We start from the raw sequence: 25,844 nt of genomic DNA on the forward strand, positions 1-25,844 counted from the left end.
GTCGCTCAGCGGCTCGGCGGTGGGAAGCATCCCCGAAATTGAGTAGTGGGCTACTCGTGCATCCGGTGCAGCCGCCGAGCACGGTGAAGCCATGACGAAACCACCGGCGAGCGTGCACGGTCGGTTGTATCTGCTGGCGTTCGATCGGGATCGGCACCGCTTCGGCGGGTGCCCGCCCGCGGTCCTCGCCCTGGCTCTGCGTGCTGCGATGGTGGCCGACCTCCACCTCAGTGGATATCTGGTGGACCGCGGTGGCCGGCCGTACCCGGGCAGAGCGGAGGGGCCCGGGGACCCGGTGCTCAACCGCGAGGTCGCCCAGTTCGGGTTCAGCACCCGGGTCAGCTGGGACGAGGCGATCGCCCGGTCCCATGACCGCACCATCCGCGTCGTCCGCGAACAGCTTCAGGCCGGTGGGTGGCTGCGGCCACGCGCCCATCACACCGGCACGTGTCTGGAGCCCCGCGATGAGGACATGGTCGTGGCACTCGTCGAGCAAGCGGGCGGTGCTCTGCAGCAGGCGCTGGAGGGCGAGGTCGTCAACCGGCGGATGCTGACGCTGGGGTTGATCGCGGCCGTGGCGGACCTGTCGTGTGTGAAGGCAGTGAGTCGGGTGGCTCTCCGTCACCCCCGGTTTCCGGCTGTGCTCGATGACGCCGGACCTCCGATTCAGGCGCTGAACCGGGTACTCGATGCGTACTTCGCCCAACCGCGGCCCGTCGAGGACACCGATACCTGCGGCGGCGACGACGGCGGTTTCGCCATCCTCTGGTAGCCCTTGACAAGATACCCCCCAGGGGTATGGTCGATCGTATGACGACGACCGACCTTCAGTTGAGCGGCATGAGCTGCGCCTCCTGCGCGGCCAAGATCGAACGCAGCCTCAACGACCTGGACGGCGTGCACGCGACGGTGAACTTCGCCGTCGAGCAGGCACATGTCGAGCACGGGCCGCAGGTCAGCGAACACGATCTCCTCCACGCCGTGGAATCCACCGGCTATCACGCCGCGGTGGTCGACCACTCCGGCCACCCGGGCCACGACCATATGAACCACGACATCCCGGCCGACCAGCTGCGGCCGAGGCTGATCGGTTCGGCGGTGCTGGCAGTGCCGGTGGTCGCGATCTCGATGGTGATGCCGTGGCAGTTCCCCGGCTGGCAATGGGTGATGCTGGCATTGGCCACCCCGATCGTCTTCTGGGGCGGCTACCCGTTCCACAAGGCGGCGATCAACAGTGCCCGGCACGGCTCATCGACCATGGACACGCTGGTGTCGATCGGCACCCTGGCCGCCTACCTCTGGTCGGCCTTCACGGTGATCACCGGGGCAGCAGCCCACGGCCACGGTCAAGGCCATGTGTACTTCGAAGTCGCCGCGGCCGTCACCGTGTTCCTGCTGGCTGGCCGCTATGCCGAGGCGAAGGCCAAGCGATCGGCAGGCGCGGCGTTGCGCGCGCTGTTGTCGCTGGGGGCCAAGGAGGCGGTCGTCCTGCGCGACGACGCGGAGGTGCGGATCCCGGCCGAGCAGTTGCAGGTCGGTGACGTGATCGTGGTGCGCCCCGGCGAGCGGGTGGCCACCGACGGCGTCGTCATCGATGGCGCCTCGGCGCTGGACACCTCGGCGATGACCGGCGAGTCGGTACCGGTGGACGTCGGCGCCGGCGACGAGGTGCTCGGCGGGGCCGTCAACACCTACGGGCGAATCCTGTTGCAGGCCAAGCGCGTTGGTGCTGAGACGCAGCTGGCCCGGATGGCCCGGATGGTGGCCGACGCCCAGGGCGGCAAGGCGTCGATCCAGCGACTGGCCGACCGGGTGTCGGCGGTCTTCGTGCCGGTGGTCCTGGGCATCGCTGCGCTGACGCTGGCGGCGTGGTTGATCGCGGGCCAGCCGGTGGCTGCGGCTTTCACCGCTGCGGTGGCGGTGCTGATCATCGCCTGCCCGTGCGCGCTGGGCCTGGCCACGCCGACCGCGATCCTGGTCGGTACCGGCCGCGGCGCTCAGCTCGGTGTGCTGATCAAGGAACCGCAGGTGCTCGAAACCGTCACCGGCATCGACACCGTCGTGCTGGACAAGACCGGCACCGTCACTACCGGAACCATGGCCGTTGACGCTGTCGAGGCCGACGACCCCGACACCGCGCTGGCCCGCGCGGCCGCCGTCGAATCGGCCTCCGAGCATCCGGTCGCCGCTGCCATCGTGGCGGCCGCCCGGGACCGGGGGCTGGTCGTCGCTGCGGTCAGTGACTTCGTCAACGAACCGGGCACCGGAGTGCGCGGTGTGGTCGACGGGGTGTCGGTGCGGGTGGCGCGCGCCTCGGACGATGACGGGCGCACCAGTGTCGCAGTCAGTTGGGATGGCAGGCAGCAGGGTGTGATCCGGTTGGTCGACGCGGTCAAGTCGACGAGTGCCGAGGCGATCGCCGAGTTGAAGGCGATGGGGATCACCCCCGTGCTGCTCACCGGTGACAACGCGGCGGTGGCAGCGCGAGTGGCTGCCGAGGTGGGCATCGCCGAGGGTGACGTGATCGCCGGCGTGCTGCCGTCGGAGAAGGCTGACGCCATCAAGCGACTCCAGCACCAGGGGCGCCGGGTGGCCATGGTGGGCGACGGCGTCAACGACTCGGTGGCGCTGGCCACCGCCGATGTCGGCATGGCGATGGGTACTGGAACCGATGCGGCCATCGAGGCCGGTGACATCACGCTGGTCCGCGGTGACCTGCGCACGGTACCCACGGCCTTGCGGCTCTCGGCGCGCACGCTGCGGATCATCAAGCAGAACCTGTTCTGGGCGTTCGGCTACAACGTCGCAGCCATCCCGCTGGCGGCGCTGGGGCTGCTGAACCCGATGATTGCCGGCGCGGCGATGGCGTTCTCGTCCGTGCTGGTCGTGACGAACAGCCTGCGGCTCAAGCGCTTTCACTGACGCCACTTCTGTCACCGCGAGCGCAGGCATGGCATGAGTGCCCGCCTCTGAGCGACTTTCTGCCGACATCGACGTGGCGAGTCGCTCGGAGGTGGGCACGGATAGTGCCGCCGGATCGCGGCGGCAGGCGCCGTGACCCGCGTCACGACCTGTTGGTACAAAGTGCGAAATCTGTAACACTGTTGCACATGACGGAGCTCGCTGAACCGACGTCCGCCACCGACGCGCTGCCGCTGGGCCCGCAATCGTTGGTGTGGCGCTACTTCGGGGACAACCGGATGCCCCTGATCGGGCCGCGGCCCGCCGTGCTGCAGAACATGCTGGCCGAACTCGGCCAGGGGGTGTTCGACCACTCGGTGTGGTTCGCCGATACCGCCGCGCGAATCAAGCGATCCCTGCCGCCGATCTACATGACCGTCTACGGCAGCGATGACGACAACGCCGGCCAGCGCGTCCGCGACTTCCACGTCAACATCAAGGGCGATATGCCGGATGGTGGCCGCTACCACGCCCTGGATCCCGAGACGTATTACTGGGCTCATGCCACCTTCTTCGACCAGGCGCTCTACTTCGCCGACACCTTCGTCAAGCGCCTGACTCGCGCCGAGAAGGAGCAGATGTACCTGGAGTCCAAGACCTGGTACCGCCGCTACGGGGTCAGCGACCGCCCGATGCCCGCCGATTACGCCGAGTTCGAGCGGTACTGGGATCACATGATCAACGAGGTGCTCGTCGCGCATCCCACCGCCAAGTACGGCGTCGGCTACGTCACCAAGGGCTTCCCCAAGCCCAAGGCCGTCCACCCGCTGGTGTGGCGGCTGGTGGCCCCGGTCTTCAACCCGATTGCGGCGTTCCTCACCACCGGCGGGATGCCGCCGCGGACCCGGGAGGTTCTCGGCCTGCCGTGGAGTGATCGCAAGGAGCGCAACTATCAGCGGTTCGCGGCGCTGTGGCGCTCCCGGCCGGTGAACTGGCTGTGGGACCATCTGCCGATGACGGTGCGCTACAACGGTTACGCCAGAAAAGGTTTCGCACAGGCGGGGCATGCCTGACCCGTCCACCGAAGCGATCCTCGACGCCGCGCTCGTCGAGTTCGATCGGCATGGCATTCGCCGTGTCGCTCTCGACGACGTCGCCCGCCGCGCCGGGGTGAGCCGCACCACGATCTACCGCCGGTTCGCCAACAAGGACGACCTGGTGGCGGCGGTGATGGATCGGGAGAACATCCGGCTGTTCGCCGATATCGCCGCGGAGCTGAAAAATGCTCGGCCGCAGAGCAATTACTATGTCGAGGCATTTACCCAGGCGATTCTGCGCAGCCGGGAGCACCGGGTGCTGCACCGGATGGTGCTCGACGAGCCCGCGCTGACGTTGGACTTGGCCCGCACGCACTACGCGGCGGCGGTCATGCGGATCGAGCAGGCCCTGCAGGTGATCTTCCCCGCGGGTTTCGCCGAGCGGATCGGGCCGCAGGCCGTCCACGATCTGGCCGACTGCATCTGGCGCTACGCGCTGATGATCCAGCTGCTGCCCAGCGCCGAGCCGGTGGACACCGCCGACGACATCCGGGCCTTCGCCACCAAGCATTTCCTGCCCAGCCTGCCTGAGGCACTGCGGAAGGTGCCCGTCTAGTCACCGCCGCTCGGGGTGGACTTCCACGCCGGCCGGACCGACGATGGGTAACCGTGGCATCGACGACGGAGCAGGGGGACTGGACGCAGGAGCGACCTGCCCTGCTCCGCGCCATCGCGGCGACGATCGAGACCGACTTCGCCGTGCACGCCGCCGATGTCCACGCCCTCGGCGGGGAGTTCGATCAGACCTTCGCCGCGGCGACCGCGAGTGGCAGCCGGTATGTGGTCAAGGTCTACCGCGCTGAGGACCTCGATGGCGTCCGCTGGCAGCATCGACTGCTGGACCGGCTCGCCGGCAGCGTCCCCGTCGCCGCCGTCTGCCGCACCCGTACCGGTGACGATGTGGCCCCGCTGGCTGATGGTCGCCACCTTGGCCTGTACTCCTGGATCGACGGCACCTTGCTCGCTGAACTGCCGTCGCACTCGCCCGACCTTCTTGCCGACTGGGGAGCTACCGCCGCGAGGATCGTGACGGGTCTGGACGGGGCACACACCATCGGTGCGGTGCCGTCCACTCACACCTGGGATCTGCTGGCGGCCCCGCACGCGCTGACTATCGCGCTTCCCAGCATCCAGGACGCTCTGCACCGTGAGATCGTCGAGCAGGCGCGGGCACTGTTTACCGACGTCGTCGCCCCGGTGGCGGATGATCTCCCCAAAGGTGTTGTGCACCAGGATCTCAACGACTTCAACGTGCTTGCCGATCCGGCGGGGGAGCGGATCGCCGGCGTCATCGACTTCGCCGACGCGCTCTACACCGCCCGGGTGTGTGAACCGGCCATCGCCGGCGCGTACGCGATGCTGCGCAAGGATGATCCCGTCGCCGCGCTGGCGGAGGTCGTCGCCGGATTCACCCGGATACTGCCACTGACCGACGCCGAGATGTCGGTGCTCTTTCCGCTCGCCCGCATCCGGTTGGCGGTCAACGCCGCCACCTGGACGGCCCGGCGGGACGGGCCCGCCCGGGCCTATGGGCAGGCGCGCTCCCAACACACCTGGCGGGCACTGCAGCAGCTCAGCGGGGTCCCACTGGACTCGGCACTGGCGCAGATCCGCGCCGCCGTCGGCACCGACACCGCGAAAGGGATCCGCCCATGAGCATCCGGCCACGCCCCGCTGCGCCGACCATGGTCAACGGGTTCGATCCGGCCCGGATCTCGGAGCTGTCCGACAAGACCCGGCATGCGGTCGAACGCCGCAACCAGGTCCTCGGCCCGGTGTACCGCCTGTTCTACGACGACCCGGTCGAGGTGGTCCGCGGCAGCGGCACCTACCTGTACGACTCGGACGGCAACGAGTATCTCGACGCCTACAACAACGTCCCCTGCATCGGCCACTCGCACCCGGCCGTCGCGGCGGCCGTGGCCAGCCAACTGCAGACGGTCAACACCAACACCCGCTATCTGCAGCCGAGCGTCACCGCGTACGCCGAGGACCTGCTGTCCACCTTCCCGGCCGCGCTGTCGAACATCGTCTTCACCTGTTCGGGTTCAGAGGCCAACGATCTGGCTCTGCGGGTCGCCAAGTACGTCACCGGCAACCGCGGCATCATCGTGACCGCCAACGCCTATCACGGCGTCACCGAGACGGTGGCGGCGATCTCACCTTCGCTGGGGGCACATTCGCCATTGGATATCCACGTGCGTGTCGTCGACCCATTGGATTTGAAGGACCAAATACGTTCGGCAACAGCCGATCTCAACCGGCACGGGATCGGCCTGGCCGCCTTCATCGCCGACAGTATCTTCTCCTCGGACGGCGTGATCAGCGATCCGGCAGGCTTTCTGGCGCCGGCGATCGAGGAGGTGCACCGCGCGGGCGGGCTCTACATCGCTGACGAGGTGCAACCGGGGTTCGGCCGGACCGGACAGGCGTGGTGGGGTTTCCAGCGCCACGGGATCGAACCGGACATCGCCACGATCGGCAAGCCGATGGGTAACGGGATGCCGATCGCGGCCGCGATCTTCCGGCCCGAGTTGCTGGTCGAGTTCGGGCGAAACATCCGGTATTTCAACACCTTCGGTGGCAACACCGTCTGTATCGCCGCCGCTCAGGCGGTGATCGACACGATCCGTGCCGAGGGTCTCATCGAGCGGGCCGCACGTGTCGGGGAACGCCTGAAAGCCGAGGTGCTGCGGGTGGCCGCGGATGCCGGCGTCGTGGGGGAGGTGCGGGGGTGCGGCCTGTTCGTGGGCATCGACGTCGTCGATCCGGCCGACGGGGCGCCCGACCCGGCGCGGGCGAGCGTCATCGTCAACGACCTGCGCCGCCGACGAGTTCTCATCTCGGCGTCGGGTCCGCGGGGCAACGTTCTGAAGGTCCGGCCGCCGCTGGCCTTCGGCGACGCGGACGCCGACCGGTTCCTCGCTGAGTTCACCGCCGCTGTGACTAGCGCGGGGCAGTAGACGGGCTCTTGCTCGCGAGGTGGACCGGGGTTAAAGTTCCACACGCGTCGAATTCCTTATGTGTGGAATTCATGGATTTTTCGGGAGACTGCGGTGGCGGCTGGGCGGATGCACTCCGGGCGACGACCCGGAGAAACCACCACCCGTGCCGCGATCGAGGACGTCGCCCGTAAGCAGTTCGCCGAATTCGGCTATGACCGCACCTCGATCCGCTCGGTGGCCCGGCAAGCCGGCGTGGACCCCGCCCTGGTCACCCACTTCTTCGGCAAGAAATGGGAACTGTTCCTGGCCGTCGTCGAACTGCCACTCCACCCGCCCACGCTCATCGAGTCGGTCGTCACCGGCGACCAATCCCAGGTCGGTCACCGCCTCGCCGAAGCGCTGGTCGGCGTGCTCGACGATGAAACCCGCCGACGGCGAATGCTCAGCATGATGCGCGCCGCCACGTCCGAACCCGCAGCAGCGGAGCTGGTGCGCGAGTTTCTGACCCAGAACGTCTTGCACCCCATTGCAGAACGCCTCGGTGTCGCCGACGCCGAGTATCGCGCCGCACTGGTGATGTCCCAGGTCGTCGGGTTCACCATGGCGCGGTATGTGGTCGCCTTGAAGCCGCTGGCCGCCCGCTCACGGGAGCGGGTCGTCGCCGATCTCGGGGCGACGTTTCAGCGGTACCTGCGCGGGGAGCTCGCGTCGTGACGGCGGGCGGCAAGTCCCTGGGCGGCCTGCTCGCGCGCCGGTGGACGATTCTGGTCGCGGTGGTCGTGATTGCGGTGGCCGGCTTCTGTGTCTACCGGCTACACGGGATCTTCGGGTCCCACCACGTCGTCTCGGCCGGTGGCGCGCTGCCCAACGACAACACCGCCTCCACGCCCAAACATCTGGTGATCGAGGTCTTCGGCGACCCGGGCGCGGTGGCCTCGATCAGCTACCTCGACATCAACGCACAGCCCCAGCATGTCGTCGACGCCGCGCTGCCCTGGTCCTACGACGTGACCACCACTCAGCCTGCGGTGTTCACCAACGTTGTGGCCCAAGGCAATAGCAGCTCACTTGGATGCCGCATCACGATCGACGGCCAGGTCAAGGACGAGCGGACCGTCAACACCCTGAATGCCTATACCTACTGCCTGGAGAAGTCCGGATGACCGACCAGCGAGGTGACGACACGGCACTGAGGATCGCCCGACTCATTCGTCGGTTCTCGGTGCCCATCGTATTGCTCTGGCTGCTGATCGCGGCCACCACGAATGTCTTTGTCCCGCTGCTCGAAGACGTCGGCAAGGCCCACAACGTCTCGTTGATCTCCCCGGACTCGCCGTCCCTGCAGGCGATGAAGCGCATGGGCAAGGTCTTCGACGAGTACGACTCGGACAGCGTGGCGATGATCGTGCTCGAAGGTGATCAGCCCCTCGGAGCGGACGCTCACGCCTACTACGACGCCCTGGTCCGTAAGCTGACCGCCGACACCCGGCACGTCCAACACATCCAGGACTTCTGGGGTGACCCGCTGACCGCGGGGGCGGCGCAGAGCAATGACGGCAAGGCCGCCTATGTGCAGGTGAATCTGGCTGGTAATCAGGGTGATTCGCTCTCACTGGAATCGGTGGAGGCAGTCCGAGCCGTCATCGACCACACCCCACGGCCGCCGGGCGTCAAGACCTACCTCACCGGTGCGGCACCGTTGTTCGCCGACCAGCTCTCAGTGGGCAGTGCCGGGATCGGCAAGGTCACCGTCATCACCATCGTCGTGATCATGGCGATGCTGCTGTTCATCTACCGGTCCATCTCCGCCGCCGTGGTGACCCTGCTGACGGTGCTCGTCGAACTGTCGGCGGCACGCGGGATCGTGAGCCTGCTGGCCAGTTCCGGGGTGATCGGGCTGTCGACGTTCGCCACGAACCTGTTGACGCTGTTGGTGATCGCGGCCGGCACCGATTACGCCATCTTCCTCGTCGGGCGCTACCACGAGGCCCGCCAGCACGGCGAGGATCGCGAAACCGCCTTCTACACCATGTATCGCGGGACCGCCCACGTGATCCTGGGGTCAGGCCTGACGGTGGTCGGCGCGGTGCTGTGCCTGACTTTCACCCGCCTTCCGTACTTCAGGAGTATGGGTCCGCCGGCCGCGATCGGGGTGTCCGTCGCGCTGGTGGCCGCGCTGACGCTGGCGCCCGCCGTGCTGTCGGTGGCGTCCCTGTTCGGACTGCTCGAGCCCAGGCGGGTGATGCGCACCCGGACCTGGCGACGCATCGGCACCGCGGTGGTCCGCTGGCCGGGACCCATCCTGGTGGTCAGTATCGGGGTAGCCCTGATCGGTCTGCTCGCGCTACCCGGCTACAAGACCAGCTACGACCAGCGGCGCTATCTGCCGGGCAGTGCTCCGGCCGTGTCCGGATACGCCGCTGCCGAACGGCATTTCTCCCAGGCCCGGCTCAATCCGGAGCTGTTGATGATCGAAACCGACCACGACATGCGCAACCCGGCCGACATGATCCTGCTGGAGCGGGTGGCCAGGGCCGTCTTCCACACCCCGGGTATCGCCGAGGTGCAGTCGATCACCCGGCCGCTGGGCACTCCGCTGGACCACACCTCGCTGGGCTTCCAGCTCAGCGCGCAGAGCGTCGGGCAGATCGAGAACCTGCCGTTCCAGCAGGCCCGCGCCGACGACATCCTCAAGCAGGTCGCCGAGATCGACACGTCCATCGACACGCTCAAACAGCAACTCGCGCTGCAGCAGCAGGCCAACGCCGCCACCGACGAGCAAGCCAAGGCCTTCCACCAGACCGTCGAGATCGCCGAGGACCTGCGCAACAAGATCGCCAACTTCGACGACTTCTTCCGGCCGCTGCGCAACTACTTCTATTGGGAGCCGCACTGTTTCGATATTCCGGCGTGTGCGGCGCTGCGGTCGGTCTTCGATGCCCTCGACGGGCTCGACGCGCTGACCGACCAGCTCGGCGATGTGACCGCCAGCCTGGACAAGCTGACCGCGCTGCAGCCGAAGTTGCTGGCGCTGATTCCCACCCAGATCGCCAGCCAGGAAGCCAACCGCGACCTCGCGATGACCAACTACGCCACCAACTCCGGGATCGCCGCCAACAGCTCGGCGAACCTGGCGAACGCCACCGCGATGGGGCAGGCGTTCGACGCCGCGAAATCCGACGACTCGTTCTACCTCCCGCCTGAGGTGTTCTCCAATCCTGAGTTCCAGCGCGGACTTCGGCTGTTTCTCTCGCCGGACGGCAAGGCCGCCCGGATGATCATCACCCACGACGGTGATCCGGCCACGCCGGAGGGGATCGCCCACATCGACGCGATCCGGTTGGCCGCAAAGGAAGCCGTCAAAGGCACCCCGCTGGGCAACTCCGACATCTACCTGGGCGGCACCGCCTCGACCTACAAGGACATCAGCGAGGGTGCCAAGTACGACCTGATGATCGCCGCCATCTCGGCGCTGAGCCTCATCCTGCTCATCATGGTGTTCGTGACTCGCAGCCTGGTGGCCGCCATCGTCATCGTCGGTACCGTGGCGCTGTCGCTGGGTGCGTCGTTCGGCCTATCGGTGCTGCTGTGGCAGGACATCCTGGGCATCCCGCTGTATTGGATTGTGTTGGCGCTGTCGGTGATTCTGCTGCTGGCGGTCGGTTCGGACTACAACCTGCTGCTCATCTCCCGGTTCCGGGAGGAGATCCACGCGGGGTTGAACACCGGTGTCATCCGGGCGATGGTGGGGTCGGGATCCGTGGTCACGTCGGCCGGACTCGTTTTCGCCGCCACGATGGCCGCGTTCGTGTTCAGCGATCTGCGCGCCATCGGTCAGGTCGGCACCACCATCGCGCTGGGCCTGCTGTTCGACACCCTCATCGTCCGGTCGTTCATGACGCCGTCCATCGCGGCACTGCTCGGCCGCTGGTTCTGGTGGCCGCAACGCGTGCGCCCCCGGCCGGCCAGCCAGATGCTGCGGCCCTACGGTACGCGGTCATCGGTTCGCCAACTGCTGCTCTGGGATGACGACGACGAGCACATCGGCGCCGGGAAAGCCAAGGAGGCCTGATGACGACCAGCCTGTGGGGCCTGCTGACGCTGATCTCCTACGTCGCCATCTTCGTCTTCGCCGCAGGAGCTTTCGTGTTGGTGCAGCGCCTTGTTGAGCGACCGGCCACCCCATTGAGTGAAGAGGTGGGCAGCGCCACCGCGGTGTTGCGCAAGGTCCGGAAGAAAGAGCCGATGACGGCCGACGAGCTGGCCTATGCCGAGCAGATCATCGCCGATCGCCGCTCACCGCTGGCGTTCTGCATTCCGGCCGCGATCATCGCGGTCGGCTGCATCTACGTGTTCGGCAGCCTCGAGCAGTTGCACGGCCGCGAGCCGTCGATCCGGACGTTCATCGGGGTGATCCCGATGCTTGCCGGAACCAACCTCACCATGCAGCTGCTGCGGGTCGCGGCCCTCAAGCGGCGGCTGCCCGCCGGCCCGACCGCCAGTGCGCAGGAACCGGCGACAAGCAGCGCCCCGGGCTGAGTGTGACGACGTAGGGTGCGGGAATGACCTCTCTCGACACCACCGCGCCGGCTTTTGTCGATATGGCCCACCGCATCGTGTGGGCCTCGGTGGCCACGGTGGATTCCACTGGTCGCCCGCGAAGCCGGGTGCTGCACCCGATCTGGGAGTGGGACGGCGAGCAGCTGCAGGGTTGGATCGCCACCATTCCCACGCCGCTGAAAAGGTCTCACGTCCAAGCCAATCCGTACGCGTCGATCAGCTACTGGGCACCCAGCCAGGACACCTGCACGGCGGAGTGCGACGTGCAGTGGGCGTTCGATGACGACACCTGCACGGAGATCTGGGAGAAGTTCACGAACGCACCTGCACCGGTGGGCTACGACCCGGCGATCATCCCGCAGTGGTCCGGCGGTCCGACCTCCCAGGAGTTCGCGGTCTTGCGCCTGCGGCCGTGGCTGCTGCGGGTCATGCCCGGCACCGTGATGACCGCAGGGTCGGGCGAACTGCTCAGCTGGCGCGCCTGAGCAGCACCGCGTTCTCGAACGGCAGGGCAGCGAAGATCGGCCGCCACAGCCCGGAAACATGCTGGGCTGCTTCGGCTTTCGTCGTCACCCGAGGGTCGGCGACGGCGAACGTGCGGCCATAGCGCTTCAGCCGGCCGCCCCCGGCTGTGGTGATGTTCTTCAGCCAGTCGCGGTCCGGGCCATACGTCAGCAGGATCGCGACCCCCTCGTCGGTGGTGAACACGGTTAGCGGTGTCCGGAACTGCCGGCCGGACTTACGGCCGACATGTTCGAGAATGCCCATGGTCGGGACGAACCCTGCCCATAGCCGCTGCACCGGATTGGTCACATATCGGTTGAACCGAGCCAACCATTGCGGTAGTTGCATCACCCCATCAAACTCTCACCCGCGTTGAGACCGCACTCAGATCACCAGTTCGGCCGCGAAGTCGATCTGGTTGCGGTCTCAATGCGTCGGGGCCAGGCTCAGCGTCAGCCGGCCACCGCGGGAATCCAGCTCGACCACCTCGGGACAGCGGCGCTGCAACTCGCCGATCAGCCGGGCCCGCAGGGTGTGGTCGGCGGCCGGGCAGTTCTCACACGCCCCGCCGAGGTGAATGCTCACCACGTCGCCGTCGCGCTCAGCCGATACCGAGCCGCCGTGCGAGCGCACGAAGTCACCCACCGACCCGTCCAGCAGGTCGGCGACCACCCGCTCGAGAACCTCGCCGGGCGCGGGCTCGACCACCCACGCATCCGGCTCAACCAGCGCCTCGCGAAGCGCCGCCGACACCGCTGCGCCCTGCGACCGCCAGGACAGCCCGTCGCGCAGCCACAGCCACACCGCGGTGGGCTCCACCAGGCCCGCGCTCAGCGTGCCCTCCGAGAAGAGCTGCCCCAGGTCGCCCGGCGCCGACAGCACCCGGCCGATAGCCACCCCGTCGGTGTCGACCACCCAACGCACCGCCTGCGGTTCACCGGTCACCCGCTCGGCGTGCAGCGCGATCACCACAGCGCGGCCACCACAGTCCGCGCCGCGAACGCCAGCACCCACGCCAGCACGAACATGTAGGCCCACGCGATCGCCGGCCACTTCCACGAGCCGGTCTCGCGGCGCAGCACACCCACCGTCGACATGCACTGCAGCGCGAACATGAAGAACACCAGCAGCGCGGCGATGGTCGGCGCGTCGAACAGCAGCCGGCCTTCCGACGGCCCGCTCTGCACCCGCATCTGCCGCAGCGACTCCGCCGGGTTCTCGGGATCCTGGGCGGCGGCCACCTGGCCGAGGGTGGCGACGAAGGTCTCCCGCGCCGCCAGCGAGGACAGCACCCCGATGTTGATCCGCCAGTCGAAGCCCAGCGGCGCGAACACCGGCTCCAGCGCCCGGCCCACGGCGGCGCCGTAGGAGTGGTCGAGCACGTAGGCCGACACCGCCGCCGAGTCCGCGGTGTCGACGCCCGCCGCGGCGATCTCGGCGTCATGCCGCAGCGGCAGGTTCAGCAGCACCCACAGCAGGACCGTGGTGGCCAGGATGATCGAGGACACCTTGCGCAGGAACGCCGATGCCGCGGTCCATACCTCGGCGGCCACTGTCTTCAGTCGCGGCACCTGATACGGCGGCATCTCCATGTAGAAGGGCAGCGCCGCGCCGCTGCGCGAGGTGAACCGCTTGAATACCGCGGCCACCGTCATCGCCGACAGGGCGCCCAGCAGATACAGCGCGAACATCACCACACCGCGGGCGCTGAACGGTCCGATCCGGGCGTCGGCGCTCAGCAGCATGCTGATCAGCAGGATGTACACCGGCAACCGGGCCGAGCAGGTCATCAGCGGCGCGCCCATCATCGTCGCCAACCGGTCCTTGGCCGACGGTAGCGAGCGGGTCGCCATGATCCCCGGGATGGCGCACGCCACCGAGGACAGCAGAGCGACGAACGCGCGGCCCTCCAGACCGGCGCGCGCCATCACCCGGTCCATCAGGAAAGCTGCGCGGGCCAGGTAGCCGGTGCCTTCCAGCAGCGCGATGAGGACGAACAGCAGCACGATCTGCGGCACGAACACCAGCACGCTGCCGACGCCGCCGATGATGGCCTGCGACAGGAACGCCGACAGCCATGACACGTGGACGTGGGCGGCCACCAGGTCGCCGAGCCAGCCGAAGAACTGCCCGACGTAGTCCTGCAGCGGTGCGGCGACGGTGAAGATGGTCTGGAAGAACACGAACATCGTCAGCAGGAAGATCACTGTGCCGGCCACCGGGTGCAGCAGCACCGCGTCGATGCGCCGCGTCCGGTGATCCAGGTCGGGCACCTCGTAGCCCGCCGCGGCCAACACCGAGTCCACCCACGCGGTCACTTCGGCGGTGTCGGTGGGTGGCAGCACCACCGGCGTGGTCCACGCCTGGTGGTCGGCCATCGCCGCCCGCAGCGCCTCGACCCCGTCGCGATGCCCGGCGACCACCGGCACCACGGGAACACCGAGCGCCCGGCTCAGTGCGGTGACGTCCAGCGTGCCGCGGCGGCGGGCCAGGTCATCGGTGAAAGTCAGCACCACACACACCGGCAGGCCGGTCTGCAGCAGCTGGGCCAGCAGTCCCAGCGAGCGGCGCAGCGTGGTGGCGTTGAGCAGCACCAGCAGGGCGTCGGGGACGTCGACGCGGGTGTTGTGGTGGTCGGTGTCGAGGACGTCGACGACGATCTGCTCGTCCGGGCTGATCGGGTCCAGGCTGTAGGTGCCGGGCAGGTCCTCGACGACGACGGTCTGCTCGCCGAGCCGCATCCGGCCCTCGAAGCGGGCCACCGTGACGCCCGGATAGTTGCCGGTCTTGGCGTGCAGCCCGGTCATCGCGTTGAACAGGGTGGTCTTGCCCGAGTTGGGGCTACCGACGACGGCGAAGCGGGTCAGCCCGATGTTGGCCTCGGCGGTTCCGCCGCCGTGGTGGTGATGTCCGCTCAACTCACCCGTTCCACGTGGATGCAGCGCGACTGGGTGGTGCGCAGGGCGATCTCGTAGTCCCCGACCCGGAATATCACCGGATCGCGCAGCGGGGCGCGGCGCACCATGGTGACCTCGATACCGGGCACGATGCCGAGGTCGAAGAACCGGCGGGCGGTGGAGGCGGCGACCTCGTCGCCATAGCCCACGACGGTGGCGCGCTGGCCGCGTTCGAGGTCGGCGAGAGTGACGGTGGCAACACTGTCCGCCCCAGCGCCCGACGCCAGTTGACGTCGGCTCATGCGGTCGGACACGGAAGACACGGCTACGAGAATATGCGTACCGCTCTGCGCGGTTTCTGGGAACTACACCCTGTAGTGGACAACCATGTTCGGGCTGGGACACTGGTGGCCATGAGCAGTACGGATCAGGCCGCCTCGACCGCCGTCTCGGCGCGGCTGTTCGCCGACGCCTGCGAGGTCATTCCCGGCGGGGTGAACTCCCCGGTGCGGGCCTTCAACTCCGTGGGCGGCACGCCGCGCTACATCACCTCGGCCAACGGCTACTGGCTGACCGACGCCGACGGCAACCGCTATGTCGACCTGGTGTGCTCCTGGGGTCCGATGATCCTGGGTCATGCGCACCCGGCCGTCGTGGAGGCGGTGCAACGGACGGCGGCCAACGGGCTGTCGTTCGGGGCCCCGACACCGGGGGAGACCGACCTGGCCGCCGAGATCGTGGCACGGGTGGCACCGGTCGAGCGGGTGCGGCTGGTGAACTCCGGCACCGAGGCCACCATGAGTGCGGTGCGGCTGGCCCGCGGGTTCACCGGCCGCTCGAAGGTGATCAAGTTCTCCGGCTGCTATCACGGTCACGTCGATGCGCTGCTGGCCGACGCCGGCTCCGGGGTGGCCACGCTGGGCCTGCCGTCCTCGCCGGGTGTCACCGGCGCCACCGCCGCGGATACGATCGTGTTGCCCTACAACGATATTGCTGCGGTGGAAGAGTCGTTCGCCAAGTTCGGGGACACCATCGCCGCGGTGATCACCGAAGCCAGCCCGGGCAACATGGGTGCGGTCGCACCGCTGCCCGGATACAACGCCGCGCTGCGCCGGATCACCGCTGAGCATGGGTCGCTGCTGATCATCGACGAGGTGATGACCGGCTTCCGGATCAGCCGAAGTGGTTGGTACGGAGTCGATCCCGTGGACGCGGACCTGTTCACCTTCGGCAAGGTGATGAGCGGTGGGCTACCGGCCGCCGCGTTTGGTGGCCGCCGCGACGTGATGGAACGCCTGGCTCCGCTCGGGCCGGTGTACCAGGCCGGCACGCTGTCGGGGAACCCGGTGGCGGTGGCCGCCGGGCTGGCGACGCTGCGCAATGCCGACGACGCGGTGTACGCGAAACTCAACGCCAACGCCGACCGGCTGGCCGCCCTGCTCACCGAGGCGCTCACCGATGCCGGTGTCACCCACCAGGTAGCCCGGGCGGGCAGCTTCCTGTCGGTGTTCTTCGCCGAGGAGCCGGTCACCGACTTCGCCTCGGCACGGGCCAGCGAGACCTGGCGCTTCCCCGCGTTCTTCCACGCCCTGCTGGCCGGCGGGGTGTACGCCCCGCCGAGCGCCTTCGAAACCTGGTTCGTCTCTGCAGTTCTGGATGACGACGCCTTCGATCGGATTGCCGCGGCCCTGCCTGCCGCGGCCCGGGCAGCCGCGGAGGCCAAGCAATGACAGACCGGACCACCGTGCACGTCATGCGTCACGGCGAGGTCTACAACCCGCAGGGCATCCTCTACGGCCGCCTGCCGGACTTCCACCTGTCCGACCGCGGCCGTGCGCAGGCCGAGGCGGTGGCCAGCTGGCTGGCCAGCCGCGACATCGTCTATGTGGTGGCCTCACCGCTGGAGCGCGCCCAGGAGACCGCCGCCCCGATCGCCGCCCACCACGGCCTGGATGTCGACGTCGACGCCGAACTCATCGAGTCGCTCAACGTGTTCCAGGGCGAGAAGGTCTCCCCTGGTGACGGCGCCCTGCGCGACCCGCGCAACTGGTGGCACCTGCGCAATCCACGTCAGCCGTCCTGGGGTGAGCCCTACCACCAGATCGCGGTCCGGATGAAGGCTGCCGTGGACCGGGCCCGGACCAAGGCCACCGGCCATGAAGCGGTCTGCGTCAGCCACCAGCTGCCGGTGGAGACGCTGCGCCGCGCGATGAACGACCAACCGCTGCATCATTTCCCGACCCGCCGGTTGTGCAACCTGGCGTCGCTGACATCGTTCTACTTCGACGGCGACGAGTATGTCGGCTGGGGCTACGCGGAGCTCGGCGGGCGGTGAAGCGGCTGGCGGTCCTCCTGGTGGCGGCGGCGGTACTGGCCGGCTGCTCCACCGGTGACGACGCCGTCGCCCAGGGTGGGACGTTCGAGTTCGTCGCACCGGGCGGTAAGACCGACATCTTCTACGACCCGCCGGCCAGCCGGGGCACCCCCGGTCCGCTGTCGGGTCCGGAGCTGATGGACCCGTCGAAGACGATCTCGCTCAACGATTTCCAGGGCAAGGTCGTCGTCGTCAACGTATGGGGCCAGTGGTGCGGTCCGTGCCGGTCCGAGATCACCCAGTTGGAGAAGGTCTACAACCAGACCCGCGACCTCGGGGTCGCCTTCCTCGGTATCGACGTGCGCGACAATGACATCAGCGCACCGCAGGACTTCGTGGTCGACCGCAAGGTGACGTTCCCGTCCATCTACGACCCCGCGATGCGCACCATGATCGCGTTCGGCGGCAAGTACCCGACCACCGTCATCCCGTCGACGATCGTCCTGGATCGCGAACACCGGGTGGCCGCGGTCTTTCTGCGCGAACTGCTGGCCGAGGATCTGCTGCCCGTCGTGCAGCGGCTCGCGGCCGAACCGGCGCCGAAACCTGCAGCGCCATGACCGGATTCGCCGAGACCGCCGCTGCGGGCCCGCTGCTGCTGGCTCTCGGTGTCTGCGTGCTCGCCGGACTGGTCTCCTTCGCCTCGCCGTGCGTGGTGCCGCTGGTGCCGGGCTACCTGTCGTATCTGGCGGCCGTCGTCGGAGTCGACGACCTCGATGCAGCCACCGGTCAGGTGGCGATCAAAACCCAGCGCTGGCGGGTCGCCGGGTCGGCCCTGCTGTTCGTCGCCGGTTTCACCGCCGTGTTCGTGCTGGGGACCGTCGCCGTGCTCGGCATGACGACCACACTGATCACCAATCAGATTCTGCTGCAACGGGTCGGCGGTGTGCTGACGATTCTGATGGGCCTGGTGTTCATCGGTTTCGTGCCCGCCCTGCAGCGTCAGGCCCGGTTCACCCCGCGCCGGCTGGCCGGCCTGGCCGGCGCCCCACTGCTGGGTGCGGTGTTCGGCCTGGGTTGGACGCCGTGCCTGGGGCCCACGCTGACCGGTGTGATCACCGTCGCCTCGGCCACCGACGGCGCCAATGTGGCCCGCGGGGTGGCGCTGGTGATCGCCTACTGCCTGGGCCTGGGTATCCCGTTCGTCCTGCTGGCGCTCGGATCAGGCTGGGCGGTCAACGGATTCGGGTGGCTGCGCCGCCATACCCGGGCCATCCAGATCTTCGGCGGCCTGCTGCTGATCGCCGTCGGCCTGGCCCTGGTGACCGGATTGTGGAACGACTTCATCTCCTGGGTGCGCGATGCGTTCGTCTCCGACGTGAGGCTGCCGATATGACCCTTACCTCCCCGCGAGCAGACGCAAACTCGCACAAAACGGGCTCTCCGAGTGCGATTTTGCGTCTGCTCGCGCGGTGGGCGCGGGCTGGTTGGCGCGCGCTGACTTCGATGGGCACCGCGCTGGTGCTGCTGTTTCTGCTCGCACTGGCCGCCGTCCCCGGTGCACTGCTGCCGCAGCGCAGCCTCAACGACGCCAAGGTCGAGCAGTACATCGCCGACCACACCGTCATCGGACCCTGGCTGAACCGGCTGCAGTTCTTCGAGGTGTTCTCCAGCTTCTGGTTCACCTCCATCTACGTGCTGCTGTTCATCTCGCTGGTCGGCTGCCTCACGCCGCGAATGATCGAACACGCCCGAACCCTGCGCTCCACCCCGGTTCCCGCCCCGCGCAACCTGTCCCGGCTACCGAAGTTCGCCGAGGCCGATCTCACCGGCACCCCGGAGTCCGTCGCCGAGTCCATCAGCGGGCGGCTCACCGGCTGGCGGCGCGTCACCCGCCAAGACGGCGAGGTCGCAGAGATCTCAGCTGAGAAGGGCTACCTGCGCGAGTTCGGCAACATCGTCTTCCACTTCTCGCTGCTCGGTCTGCTGGTCGCCATCGCGGTGGGCAAGCTCTTCGGTTACGAGGGCAACGTCATCGTCATCGCCAACGGCGGCCCGGGCTTCTGCTCGGCATCGCCGGCCGCGTTCGACTCGTTCCGCGCGGGTAACAACGTCGACGGCACCTCGCTGTACCCGATGTGCATCAAGGTCAACGACTTCCAGGCGCGCTATCTCCCCGGCGGGCAGGCCACCTCGTTCGCGTCGAACATCGAGTACCAGGCCGGCCAGGATCTGGTCACCAACACCTGGCAGCCGTACCGCCTCGAGGTCAACCATCCGTTGCGCATCGGCGGTGACCGGGTCTACCTGCAGGGCCACGGCTACGCACCGACGTTCACCGTCACGTTCCCCAACGGGCAGAAGCGCACCCAGACCCTGCAGTGGCGGCCTGATGATCCGCGCACGCTGCTGTCCTCCGGGGTGATCCGGGTGGACCCGCCCGGCGGGATGTACCCCGATGCCACCGAGCGGCGCAAGCACCAGCTGGCGATCATGGGCCTGTTCGCCCCCACCGCCGAGTTCGACGGCACCCTGCTCTCCTCGAGCTACCCCGCACTCAACGACCCCGCGGTTGCCATCGACATCTACCGGGGTGACACCGGGCTGGACACCGGACGTCCGCAGTCACTGTTCACCCTCGACCACCGGCTGCTCGAGCAGAAGCGGCTCACCAAGGTCAAGCGCGTCAACCTGCGCCAGGGCGAAGAGGTGCGGCTCGACGACGGCACCGTGGTGCGCTTCGACAGCGCCACCCCGTTCGTCAACCTGCAGGTGTCCCACGACCCGGGCCAGGTGTGGGTGCTGGTGTTCGCGATGTCGATGATGGCTGGCCTGCTGGTGTCGCTGATCGTGCGGCGCCGGCGGGTGTGGGCCAGGATTGAACCTCACGCAGGGGCGCCCGGTACGGTAAAGGTCGAGCTAGGCGGTCTGGCCCGCACCGACAACTCCGGCTGGGGCAACGAGTTCGAAAAGCTCACGGAGCGGTTGTTGACGGACCCGGCGCCGTCGAAAGAGAAGGTCTGATCGTGAATACCGAACATATCGACATCGGCCTGGCCCGGTACTCCGACTGGGCGTTCACCTCGTCGATCGTCGTGCTCGTCGGCGCGCTGCTGCTGCTGGCGGTCGAGCTGGCCTACAGCCGCGGCCGCAAGGTGGAGGCCCGTGAGCTGGTTGGGGCGGCGGTGACCGCCGACAGCGACCGGCCCGGCGTCGTCGTCGACACCCCCAAGCTGTCCACCGACGAACGTGTCGGTAAGGCCGGCCTGGCCCTGGTGTACGTCGGTATCGCGCTGCTGTTCGCCTGCATCGTGCTGCGTGGTCTGGCCACCACCCGCGCGCCCTGGGGCAACATGTACGAGTTCATCAACCTGACCAGCTTCTGCGGACTGGTCGCCGCCGCGGTGGTGCTGCGCAAGCCGCAGTACCGCGCGCTGTGGGTGTTCGTGCTCGTCCCGGTGCTGATCCTGCTGACGGTGTCCGGCAAGTGGCTCTACACCAACGCCGCACCCGTCATGCCCGCGCTGCAGTCCTACTGGCTGCCGATCCATGTCTCGGTGGTGAGCCTGGGCTCCGGGGTGTTCCTGGTCGCCGGTGTGGCCAGCATCCTGTTCCTGCTGAGGATGTCGCGCTTCGGCGAACCTGACGCTGACGGTGGCCTCGCTCGGATCGTCGCCAAACTGCCCGACGCCCAGACCCTGGACCGCATCGCCTACCGGACCACGATCTTCGCGTTCCCGATCTTCGGCTTCGGTGTGATCTTCGGCGCAATCTGGGCCGAAGAGGCCTGGGGCCGGTACTGGGGCTGGGACCCCAAGGAGACGGTGTCGTTCATCGCGTGGGTGGTCTACGCCGCCTACCTGCATGCCCGCTCGACGGCTGGTTGGCGCGACAAGAAGGCCGCCTGGATCAACGTGGTCGGCTTCGTCGCGATGGTGTTCAACCTGTTCTTCATCAACCTGGTCACCGTCGGCCTGCACTCGTATGCCGGAGTGAGCTGATCCCGCCCTGCGCTAGGGTTTGGAAGTACTGCACGAGAATCACTCGACCCGAAACGAAAGTCAGGGGGAAGTGCACGTGTCCGATCAACATGGTCCGCGTCCGGACCGCGAATTGACTGATGCGACAACGGTGTTCCGCGTTCAGCGGTTCTCTGATCCCGCCACGTCGGCTGCCCAGCCGGAGCCCGACTGGGTGACGGCGACGCCGCCGATCGGTATTCCGCTCGACCCGATCCCGGCAGCGGCGCCGTACTACAACTCCTACGTCAACGAGGTGCCGCCGGTGCCGTCGTACCGGCCGAGCGTGCCGCCGACGCCGTACCCGGACCTGTCGACCAGCGCACTGCTGCGCCAGGTCAAGCCGCCGCCGTCCTCGGGCTGGCGCCGGCTGCTGTACCTGGCCTCGGGCAAGCTCATCAACGTCGGCGAGAGCCCACGCGACGCGCAGAACAAGAACCTCGTCGCCCAGGTGAACCGTCCGCTGCAGGGCTGCTACAAGATCGCGCTGCTGTCGCTGAAGGGTGGCGTCGGCAAGACCACGATCACCGCGACGCTGGGCGGCACGTTCGCCTCCATCCGCGGTGACCGGGTGATCGCGGTGGACGCCAACCCGGATCGCGGCACGCTGAGCCAGAAGGTGCCGCTGGAAACCCCGGCCACGGTGCGCCACCTGCTGCGCGACGCCGAGGGCATCGAGCGCTACAGCGATGTCCGCAGCTACACCTCGCAGGGGCCGAGCCGGCTGGAGGTGCTGGCCTCGGAGAGCGATCCCGCGGTGTCGCAGGCGTTCAGCGCCGAGGATTACGACCGGGCCGTGGACGTCCTGGAGCGCTTCTACAGCCTGGTGCTCACCGACTGCGGCACCGGGCTGATGCACTCGGCGATGGCGTCGGTGCTGTCCAAGGCCGACACCCTGATCGTGGTGAGTTCAGGTTCGGTGGACGGCGCGCGCAGCGCCTCGGCCACCCTGGACTGGCTGGACGCCCACGGCCATCAGGACCTGGTGCGCCGGTCGGTGTGTGTGATCAATGCGGTGCGACCGCGCTCCGGCAAGGTTGACATGCAGAAGGTCGTCGACCATTTCTCGCGGCGCTGCCGGGCGGTGCGCCTGGTGCCGTTCGACCCGCACCTGGAAGAGGGCGCCGAAATCGATCTGGAGCGGCTGCGGCCCAAGACCCGCACGGCACTGATCGAACTGGCGGCGGTGGTGGCTGACGGTTTTCCCGCCACCAACCATGACGAGCGGTTCGCCTAACGCGGGTTGTTCGGGTTGTTGTTGTCCCCGCGGCTCAGGCGCCACAGGAAGTCCGGGTCGTCGTCGGGACCGATGACACGCGTTGTCGGGCGGTTCGCCTGCGCGCGCACAGCGCGCCAACCGACGTAGACCACCGCGGCGATGATCAGGGCGAGCAGCAGGTACAGCACGACAACCTCCTTGGTCCGAATATACGCGCGTCGGTAGGCTCGGCGCCGTGTCAGACAATTCGGGCGGCTCTACGGGCCGCATGGTCCGCGACGTCGTCGTGTACACGCTGGCGAGGCTCGTCTTGGTGGTCGCCCTGACCGCTGTGATCTATTACTTCGCGCAGCTGATCGGCGTTCATCAGTTCCCGCTCGTGATCGCGATGCTGTTCGCGATCGTCATCGCCCTGCCGTTGGGTATCTGGGTGCTGGCCCCGCTGCGCAAGCGCGCCACCGCGAGCATCGCGCAGGTCGACGAACGGCGCCGCACCGACCGCGAGCAGTTGCGCGCCCGGCTGCGCGGGGACAAGCCCGACAACTAGCGGGGCCGGAATCGATTCTGCGGTGAGGGCGGGCTTGAGGCCCGTTTCGACGCCCTGAGCGCAGAATCGATGCGCGACTGGCGGCTAGCCGAGGGCCAGCGCCACAGCCACCGCGATTGACCACACCAGCATCGTCAGGCCGGTGTCGCGCAGCACCGGGATCAACTCCCGGCCGCCCAGGCCCCGGCGCACCGGGCCGGCGGCCCGCACCGCCAGCGGCGTGGCGACCAGGCCGGCCGCGCACCACGGCGTGGCGGCGATCAATACCAGGGTCAGGACGCCGGCCAGGCCCAGCAGCGACTGGTAGAGCACCCGGGTCCGGGCGTCGCCGAGTCGCACCGCCAGCGTGGTCTTGCCCGACACCGTGTCGGTGGGGATGTCGCGCAGGTTGTTGGCCACCAGCACCGCCGACGACAACGCTCCGGTGGCCACCGCCAGCACGACACCGACCCAGTCGATCCGCAGCGCCTGGGTGTACTGCGTGCCCAGCACGGCGACCAGGCCGAAGAACACGAACACCGCGACCTCGCCGAGCCCCGCATAGCCGTAGGGCCGCGATCCGCCGGTGTACAGCCACGCGCCGGCGATACACACCGCCCCGACCGCGATCAGCCACGGTGCGCTGAGGATCGCCAGGGCCAGCCCGGCGACCGCACCGACGGTGAGGCTCACCACGGCGGCGGTGAGCACCGCGCGCGGGGTGGCAAGCCTGGACCCGACCAACCGCAGCGGCCCCGAGCGCACGTCGTCGGTGCCGCGGATGCCGTCGGAGTAGTCGTTGGCGTAGTTGACGCCGACGATCAGCGCCATCGAAACGGCCAGCGCCAGCAGGGCCTTCCACCAGACAGCCTCGTGCAGCCACGCCGCCGCACCGGTGCCGGCGATCACCGGGGCGATCGCGTTGGGCAGGGTCCGCGGCCTGGCCCCCTCGATCCACTGCGCAACGCTTGCCATGCCCGACATCGTCGCACGCAGCGAATGGCCCACAATGGTCGGATGATCGGAGTCATCGGCGGCAGCGGCTTCTACAGCTTCTTCGGTGCCGACGCCCGCAGCGTCAACCTGGACACCCCCTACGGCGAACCCAGTGCGCCGATCACCGTGGGCCGGGTGGGGGAGCACGAGGTCGCGTTCCTGCCGCGGCACGGTCTGAGCCACGAGTTCTCGCCGCACACGGTGCCCTACCGCGCCAACATGTGGGCGCTGCGTGCCCTCGGGGTGCGACGGGTGTTCGGGCCGTGCGCGGTCGGCAGCCTGACCCGCGATCTGGGGCCCGGTTCGATCGTCGTCCCCGACCAGCTCGTCGACCGCACCCGCGGCCGCGCCGACACCTACTTCGATTCCGGCGGCATCCATGTCGGCTTCGCCGACCCGTACTGCCCGACGCTGCGCGCCGCCGCCACCGACCTGCCCGGCGTGATCGACGGCGGCACCATGGTGGTGGTGCAGGGCCCCCGGTTCTCCACTCGTGCGGAAAGCCAGTGGTTCGCCCGCCAGGGCTTCACCCTGATCAACATGACCGGCTATCCCGAGGCGGTGCTGGCCCGCGAGCTGGAGATGTGCTACGCCGCAATCGCTTTGGTGACCGATCTCGACGCCGGGATCGACGTCGGGGCCGGGGTGCGGGCGGTCGACGTCTTCGCCGAGTTCGAGAAGAACCTGGTGCCGTTCAAGAAGCTGGTGCACGAGGCGATCGATCAGGTGGCCTCCGAACGGGTCTGCACCCACTGCCTGGCCCACGAAGGTGTCGAGCTGCCCTTCGACCTGCCGTGAGGGTTCTGCTCACCGGCGCAGCCGGTTTCATCGGCAGCCGGGTGTGGGCCGCGCTGCTGGCCGACGGGCACGAGGTGGTGGCGACCGACGTCCTGCTCGACGCCGCGCACGGAGCCGGCGCCGAGCTGCCGGACAGCTGTCACCGTATCGATGTGCGCGATGCGGATGCGTTGGCGCCGTTGCTGGTTGGGGTCGACGCCGTCTGTCACCAGGCTGCTGTCGTGGGCGCCGGGGTGAACGCCGCCGATGCCCCGTCGTATGCGACCCACAACGATTACGGCACCGCCGTGCTGCTGGCCGAGATGTACCGGGCGGGGATCAACCGGCTGGTGCTGGCCTCGTCCATGGTGGTGTACGGCCAGGGCGGATACACCTGCCCCAAGCACGGTGCGGTGGATCCGTTGCCGCGCACCAAGGTTGACCTCGACGCCGGGGTGTTCGAGCACCGCTGCCCGCTCGGTGGCGAGGAACTACAGTGGCAGCTGGTCGACGAGGATGCACCGCTGACACCGCGAAGTCTGTACGCCGCCAGCAAGACCGCCCAGGAGCACTACGCGCTGGCGTGGGCGGAGTCGACCGGCGGTTCGGTGGTGGCGCTGCGCTACCACAACGTGTACGGCCCCGGCATGCCGCGCGACACCCCGTATTCCGGTGTGGCAGCGATCTTCCGGTCCTCCCTGGAGAAGGGTGAGCCGCCCAGGGTCTTCGAGGACGGCGGCCAGATGCGCGATTTCGTGCACGTCGACGATGTTGCCGCCGCCAACGCCGCCGCCATCCGATCCGAGGCGGGTGGATTTCTGGCCGCCAATGTGTGCTCCGGACAGCCGATTTCGATCCTCGACGTCGCGACCCGGCTGTGCGAGGCCCGAGGGGGTCCGGCTCCCGTGGTCACCGGGCAGTACCGCAGCGGCGATGTCCGCCACATCGTGGCAGACCCGGCGCGCGCTAGTGAGCGGCTCGGCTTCCGTGCCGCGATCGGTCCGGTTGCCGGGCTGCAGGAGTTTGCTTTCGCGCCACTGCGGGCGTAACGCCGCGCGCCGAGTATGCGCTGACCAACCGGGTGGTTGG

The 25,844-nt window shown here is 68.3% G+C and carries 27 protein-coding genes; 21 read left to right on the plus strand and 6 right to left on the minus strand.

From position 1 onward, the window contains the following. Positions 1-91: 91 nt before the first annotated feature. The 11 genes from BN3385_RS06055 (at position 92) to BN3385_RS06105 (ending at position 11,988) form a co-directional block, all read left to right on the plus strand. Complete coding sequence (locus tag BN3385_RS06055) at positions 92-772, plus strand: GPP34 family phosphoprotein (protein ID WP_059015687.1); 681 nt, start codon at positions 92-94, stop codon at positions 770-772. Positions 773-810: 38 nt separating this feature from the next. Further along, on the plus strand, positions 811-2,922 hold the full coding sequence (locus tag BN3385_RS06060) for a heavy metal translocating P-type ATPase (RefSeq protein ID WP_059016448.1): 2,112 nt from the start codon (positions 811-813) through the stop codon (positions 2,920-2,922). Between the two features lie 188 nt (positions 2,923-3,110). Beyond that, a complete protein-coding gene (locus BN3385_RS06065) occupies positions 3,111-3,974 on the plus strand; it encodes an oxygenase MpaB family protein (RefSeq protein ID WP_059015688.1) in 864 nt (287 codons plus the stop codon). After that, the gene (locus BN3385_RS06070) at positions 3,967-4,554 is read left to right on the plus strand and encodes a TetR/AcrR family transcriptional regulator (protein WP_059015689.1); all 588 of its coding nucleotides are present in this window, start codon (positions 3,967-3,969) and stop codon (positions 4,552-4,554) included. Before BN3385_RS06065 ends, BN3385_RS06070 begins: the two co-directional genes overlap by 8 nt. A gap of 53 nt (positions 4,555-4,607) precedes the next feature. Then, entirely contained in the window at positions 4,608-5,654 is a 1,047-nt protein-coding gene (locus BN3385_RS06075; RefSeq protein ID WP_059015690.1) for a phosphotransferase, read from the plus strand. Beyond that, positions 5,651-6,961: an aspartate aminotransferase family protein gene (locus BN3385_RS06080; RefSeq protein ID WP_156432590.1), complete on the plus strand. Its 1,311-nt coding sequence runs from the start codon at positions 5,651-5,653 to the stop codon at positions 6,959-6,961. Before BN3385_RS06075 ends, BN3385_RS06080 begins: the two co-directional genes overlap by 4 nt. A 93-nt stretch (positions 6,962-7,054) precedes the next feature. Next, on the plus strand, positions 7,055-7,657 hold the full coding sequence (locus tag BN3385_RS06085; RefSeq protein ID WP_231748641.1) for a TetR/AcrR family transcriptional regulator: 603 nt from the start codon (positions 7,055-7,057) through the stop codon (positions 7,655-7,657). Further along, positions 7,654-8,106 (plus strand): MmpS family transport accessory protein, encoded by a 453-nt coding sequence (locus BN3385_RS06090; protein WP_231748642.1) that lies wholly within the window; start codon positions 7,654-7,656, stop codon positions 8,104-8,106. The genes BN3385_RS06085 and BN3385_RS06090 overlap by 4 nt, the downstream gene beginning before the upstream one ends. Continuing rightward, the gene (locus BN3385_RS06095) at positions 8,103-11,015 is read left to right on the plus strand and encodes an MMPL/RND family transporter (RefSeq protein WP_059015692.1); all 2,913 of its coding nucleotides are present in this window, start codon (positions 8,103-8,105) and stop codon (positions 11,013-11,015) included. The genes BN3385_RS06090 and BN3385_RS06095 overlap by 4 nt, the downstream gene beginning before the upstream one ends. Continuing rightward, positions 11,015-11,482 carry a hypothetical protein gene (locus BN3385_RS06100; protein WP_059015693.1) on the plus strand — a complete coding sequence of 156 codons (468 nt, stop codon included), beginning with the start codon at positions 11,015-11,017 and terminating at the stop codon, positions 11,480-11,482. Before BN3385_RS06095 ends, BN3385_RS06100 begins: the two co-directional genes overlap by 1 nt. Before the next feature lie 23 nt (positions 11,483-11,505). Next, positions 11,506-11,988 (plus strand): pyridoxamine 5'-phosphate oxidase family protein, encoded by a 483-nt coding sequence (locus BN3385_RS06105; protein WP_059015694.1) that lies wholly within the window; start codon positions 11,506-11,508, stop codon positions 11,986-11,988. Here the strand turns inward: BN3385_RS06105 and BN3385_RS06110 are convergent. The 4 genes from BN3385_RS06110 to BN3385_RS06125 all read right to left on the minus strand — a co-directional run bounded on the left by BN3385_RS06110 (position 11,972) and on the right by BN3385_RS06125 (position 15,227). Continuing rightward, positions 11,972-12,355, minus strand: a complete 384-nt coding sequence (locus tag BN3385_RS06110) for a nitroreductase family deazaflavin-dependent oxidoreductase (RefSeq protein WP_059016451.1) — start codon at positions 12,353-12,355, stop codon at positions 11,972-11,974. The genes BN3385_RS06105 and BN3385_RS06110 overlap by 17 nt on opposite strands. A 78-nt stretch (positions 12,356-12,433) precedes the next feature. Further along, a complete protein-coding gene (locus BN3385_RS06115; RefSeq protein WP_197415130.1) occupies positions 12,434-12,976 on the minus strand; it encodes a NifU family protein in 543 nt (180 codons plus the stop codon). Further along, a complete protein-coding gene (gene feoB, locus BN3385_RS06120; RefSeq protein WP_059015696.1) occupies positions 12,973-14,925 on the minus strand; it encodes a ferrous iron transporter B in 1,953 nt (650 codons plus the stop codon). The genes BN3385_RS06115 and feoB overlap by 4 nt, the downstream gene beginning before the upstream one ends. Continuing rightward, a complete protein-coding gene (locus tag BN3385_RS06125; RefSeq protein WP_197415131.1) occupies positions 14,922-15,227 on the minus strand; it encodes a FeoA family protein in 306 nt (101 codons plus the stop codon). Before BN3385_RS06125 ends, feoB begins: the two co-directional genes overlap by 4 nt. Positions 15,228-15,317: 90 nt before the next feature. Here BN3385_RS06125 and hemL point away from each other — a divergent pair, with 90 nt between their 5' ends. The 7 genes from hemL (at position 15,318) to BN3385_RS06160 (ending at position 22,474) form a co-directional block, all read left to right on the plus strand. Beyond that, positions 15,318-16,634 carry a glutamate-1-semialdehyde 2,1-aminomutase gene (gene hemL, locus BN3385_RS06130; RefSeq protein WP_059015698.1) on the plus strand — a complete coding sequence of 439 codons (1,317 nt, stop codon included), beginning with the start codon at positions 15,318-15,320 and terminating at the stop codon, positions 16,632-16,634. Continuing rightward, on the plus strand, positions 16,631-17,239 hold the full coding sequence (locus BN3385_RS06135; protein WP_059015699.1) for a histidine phosphatase family protein: 609 nt from the start codon (positions 16,631-16,633) through the stop codon (positions 17,237-17,239). Before hemL ends, BN3385_RS06135 begins: the two co-directional genes overlap by 4 nt. Beyond that, complete coding sequence (locus BN3385_RS06140) at positions 17,236-17,838, plus strand: TlpA disulfide reductase family protein (protein ID WP_059015700.1); 603 nt, start codon at positions 17,236-17,238, stop codon at positions 17,836-17,838. The genes BN3385_RS06135 and BN3385_RS06140 overlap by 4 nt, the downstream gene beginning before the upstream one ends. Continuing rightward, entirely contained in the window at positions 17,835-18,614 is a 780-nt protein-coding gene (locus BN3385_RS06145; protein ID WP_059015701.1) for a cytochrome c biogenesis CcdA family protein, read from the plus strand. Before BN3385_RS06140 ends, BN3385_RS06145 begins: the two co-directional genes overlap by 4 nt. 110 nt (positions 18,615-18,724) lie before the next feature. Then, the gene (locus BN3385_RS06150; RefSeq protein ID WP_231748643.1) at positions 18,725-20,242 is read left to right on the plus strand and encodes a cytochrome c biogenesis protein ResB; all 1,518 of its coding nucleotides are present in this window, start codon (positions 18,725-18,727) and stop codon (positions 20,240-20,242) included. 2 nt (positions 20,243-20,244) lie between these two features. After that, the gene (ccsB, locus tag BN3385_RS06155; RefSeq protein ID WP_059015702.1) at positions 20,245-21,219 is read left to right on the plus strand and encodes a c-type cytochrome biogenesis protein CcsB; all 975 of its coding nucleotides are present in this window, start codon (positions 20,245-20,247) and stop codon (positions 21,217-21,219) included. Positions 21,220-21,331: 112 nt separating this feature from the next. Continuing rightward, complete coding sequence (locus tag BN3385_RS06160; protein WP_502688053.1) at positions 21,332-22,474, plus strand: MinD/ParA family ATP-binding protein; 1,143 nt, start codon at positions 21,332-21,334, stop codon at positions 22,472-22,474. On the opposite strand, the gene BN3385_RS28530 is transcribed toward BN3385_RS06160, so the two are convergent. Further along, positions 22,471-22,644: a hypothetical protein gene (locus BN3385_RS28530; protein ID WP_197415132.1), complete on the minus strand. Its 174-nt coding sequence runs from the start codon at positions 22,642-22,644 to the stop codon at positions 22,471-22,473. The two genes, BN3385_RS06160 and BN3385_RS28530, sit on opposite strands and share 4 nt — an antisense overlap. A gap of 47 nt (positions 22,645-22,691) precedes the next feature. Between BN3385_RS28530 and BN3385_RS06165 the strand changes: the two genes are divergently transcribed. After that, positions 22,692-23,003 (plus strand): DUF4229 domain-containing protein, encoded by a 312-nt coding sequence (locus BN3385_RS06165; RefSeq protein WP_059015703.1) that lies wholly within the window; start codon positions 22,692-22,694, stop codon positions 23,001-23,003. 84 nt (positions 23,004-23,087) lie between these two features. Here the strand turns inward: BN3385_RS06165 and BN3385_RS06170 are convergent, their stop codons facing one another. After that, positions 23,088-23,957, minus strand: a complete 870-nt coding sequence (locus tag BN3385_RS06170) for a 1,4-dihydroxy-2-naphthoate polyprenyltransferase (protein WP_059016454.1) — start codon at positions 23,955-23,957, stop codon at positions 23,088-23,090. A 42-nt stretch (positions 23,958-23,999) separates the two neighbouring features. Here BN3385_RS06170 and BN3385_RS06175 point away from each other — a divergent pair, with 42 nt between their 5' ends. Both BN3385_RS06175 and BN3385_RS06180 read left to right on the plus strand, forming a co-directional pair. After that, entirely contained in the window at positions 24,000-24,776 is a 777-nt protein-coding gene (locus BN3385_RS06175) for an S-methyl-5'-thioadenosine phosphorylase (protein WP_059015704.1), read from the plus strand. Continuing rightward, positions 24,773-25,804, plus strand: a complete 1,032-nt coding sequence (locus BN3385_RS06180) for an NAD-dependent epimerase/dehydratase family protein (protein WP_059015705.1) — start codon at positions 24,773-24,775, stop codon at positions 25,802-25,804. Before BN3385_RS06175 ends, BN3385_RS06180 begins: the two co-directional genes overlap by 4 nt. Positions 25,805-25,844 lie beyond the last annotated feature (40 nt).

This window comes from Mycobacterium sp. M26, from assembly GCF_001494595.1.
Taxonomy (GTDB): domain Bacteria; phylum Actinomycetota; class Actinomycetes; order Mycobacteriales; family Mycobacteriaceae; genus Mycobacterium.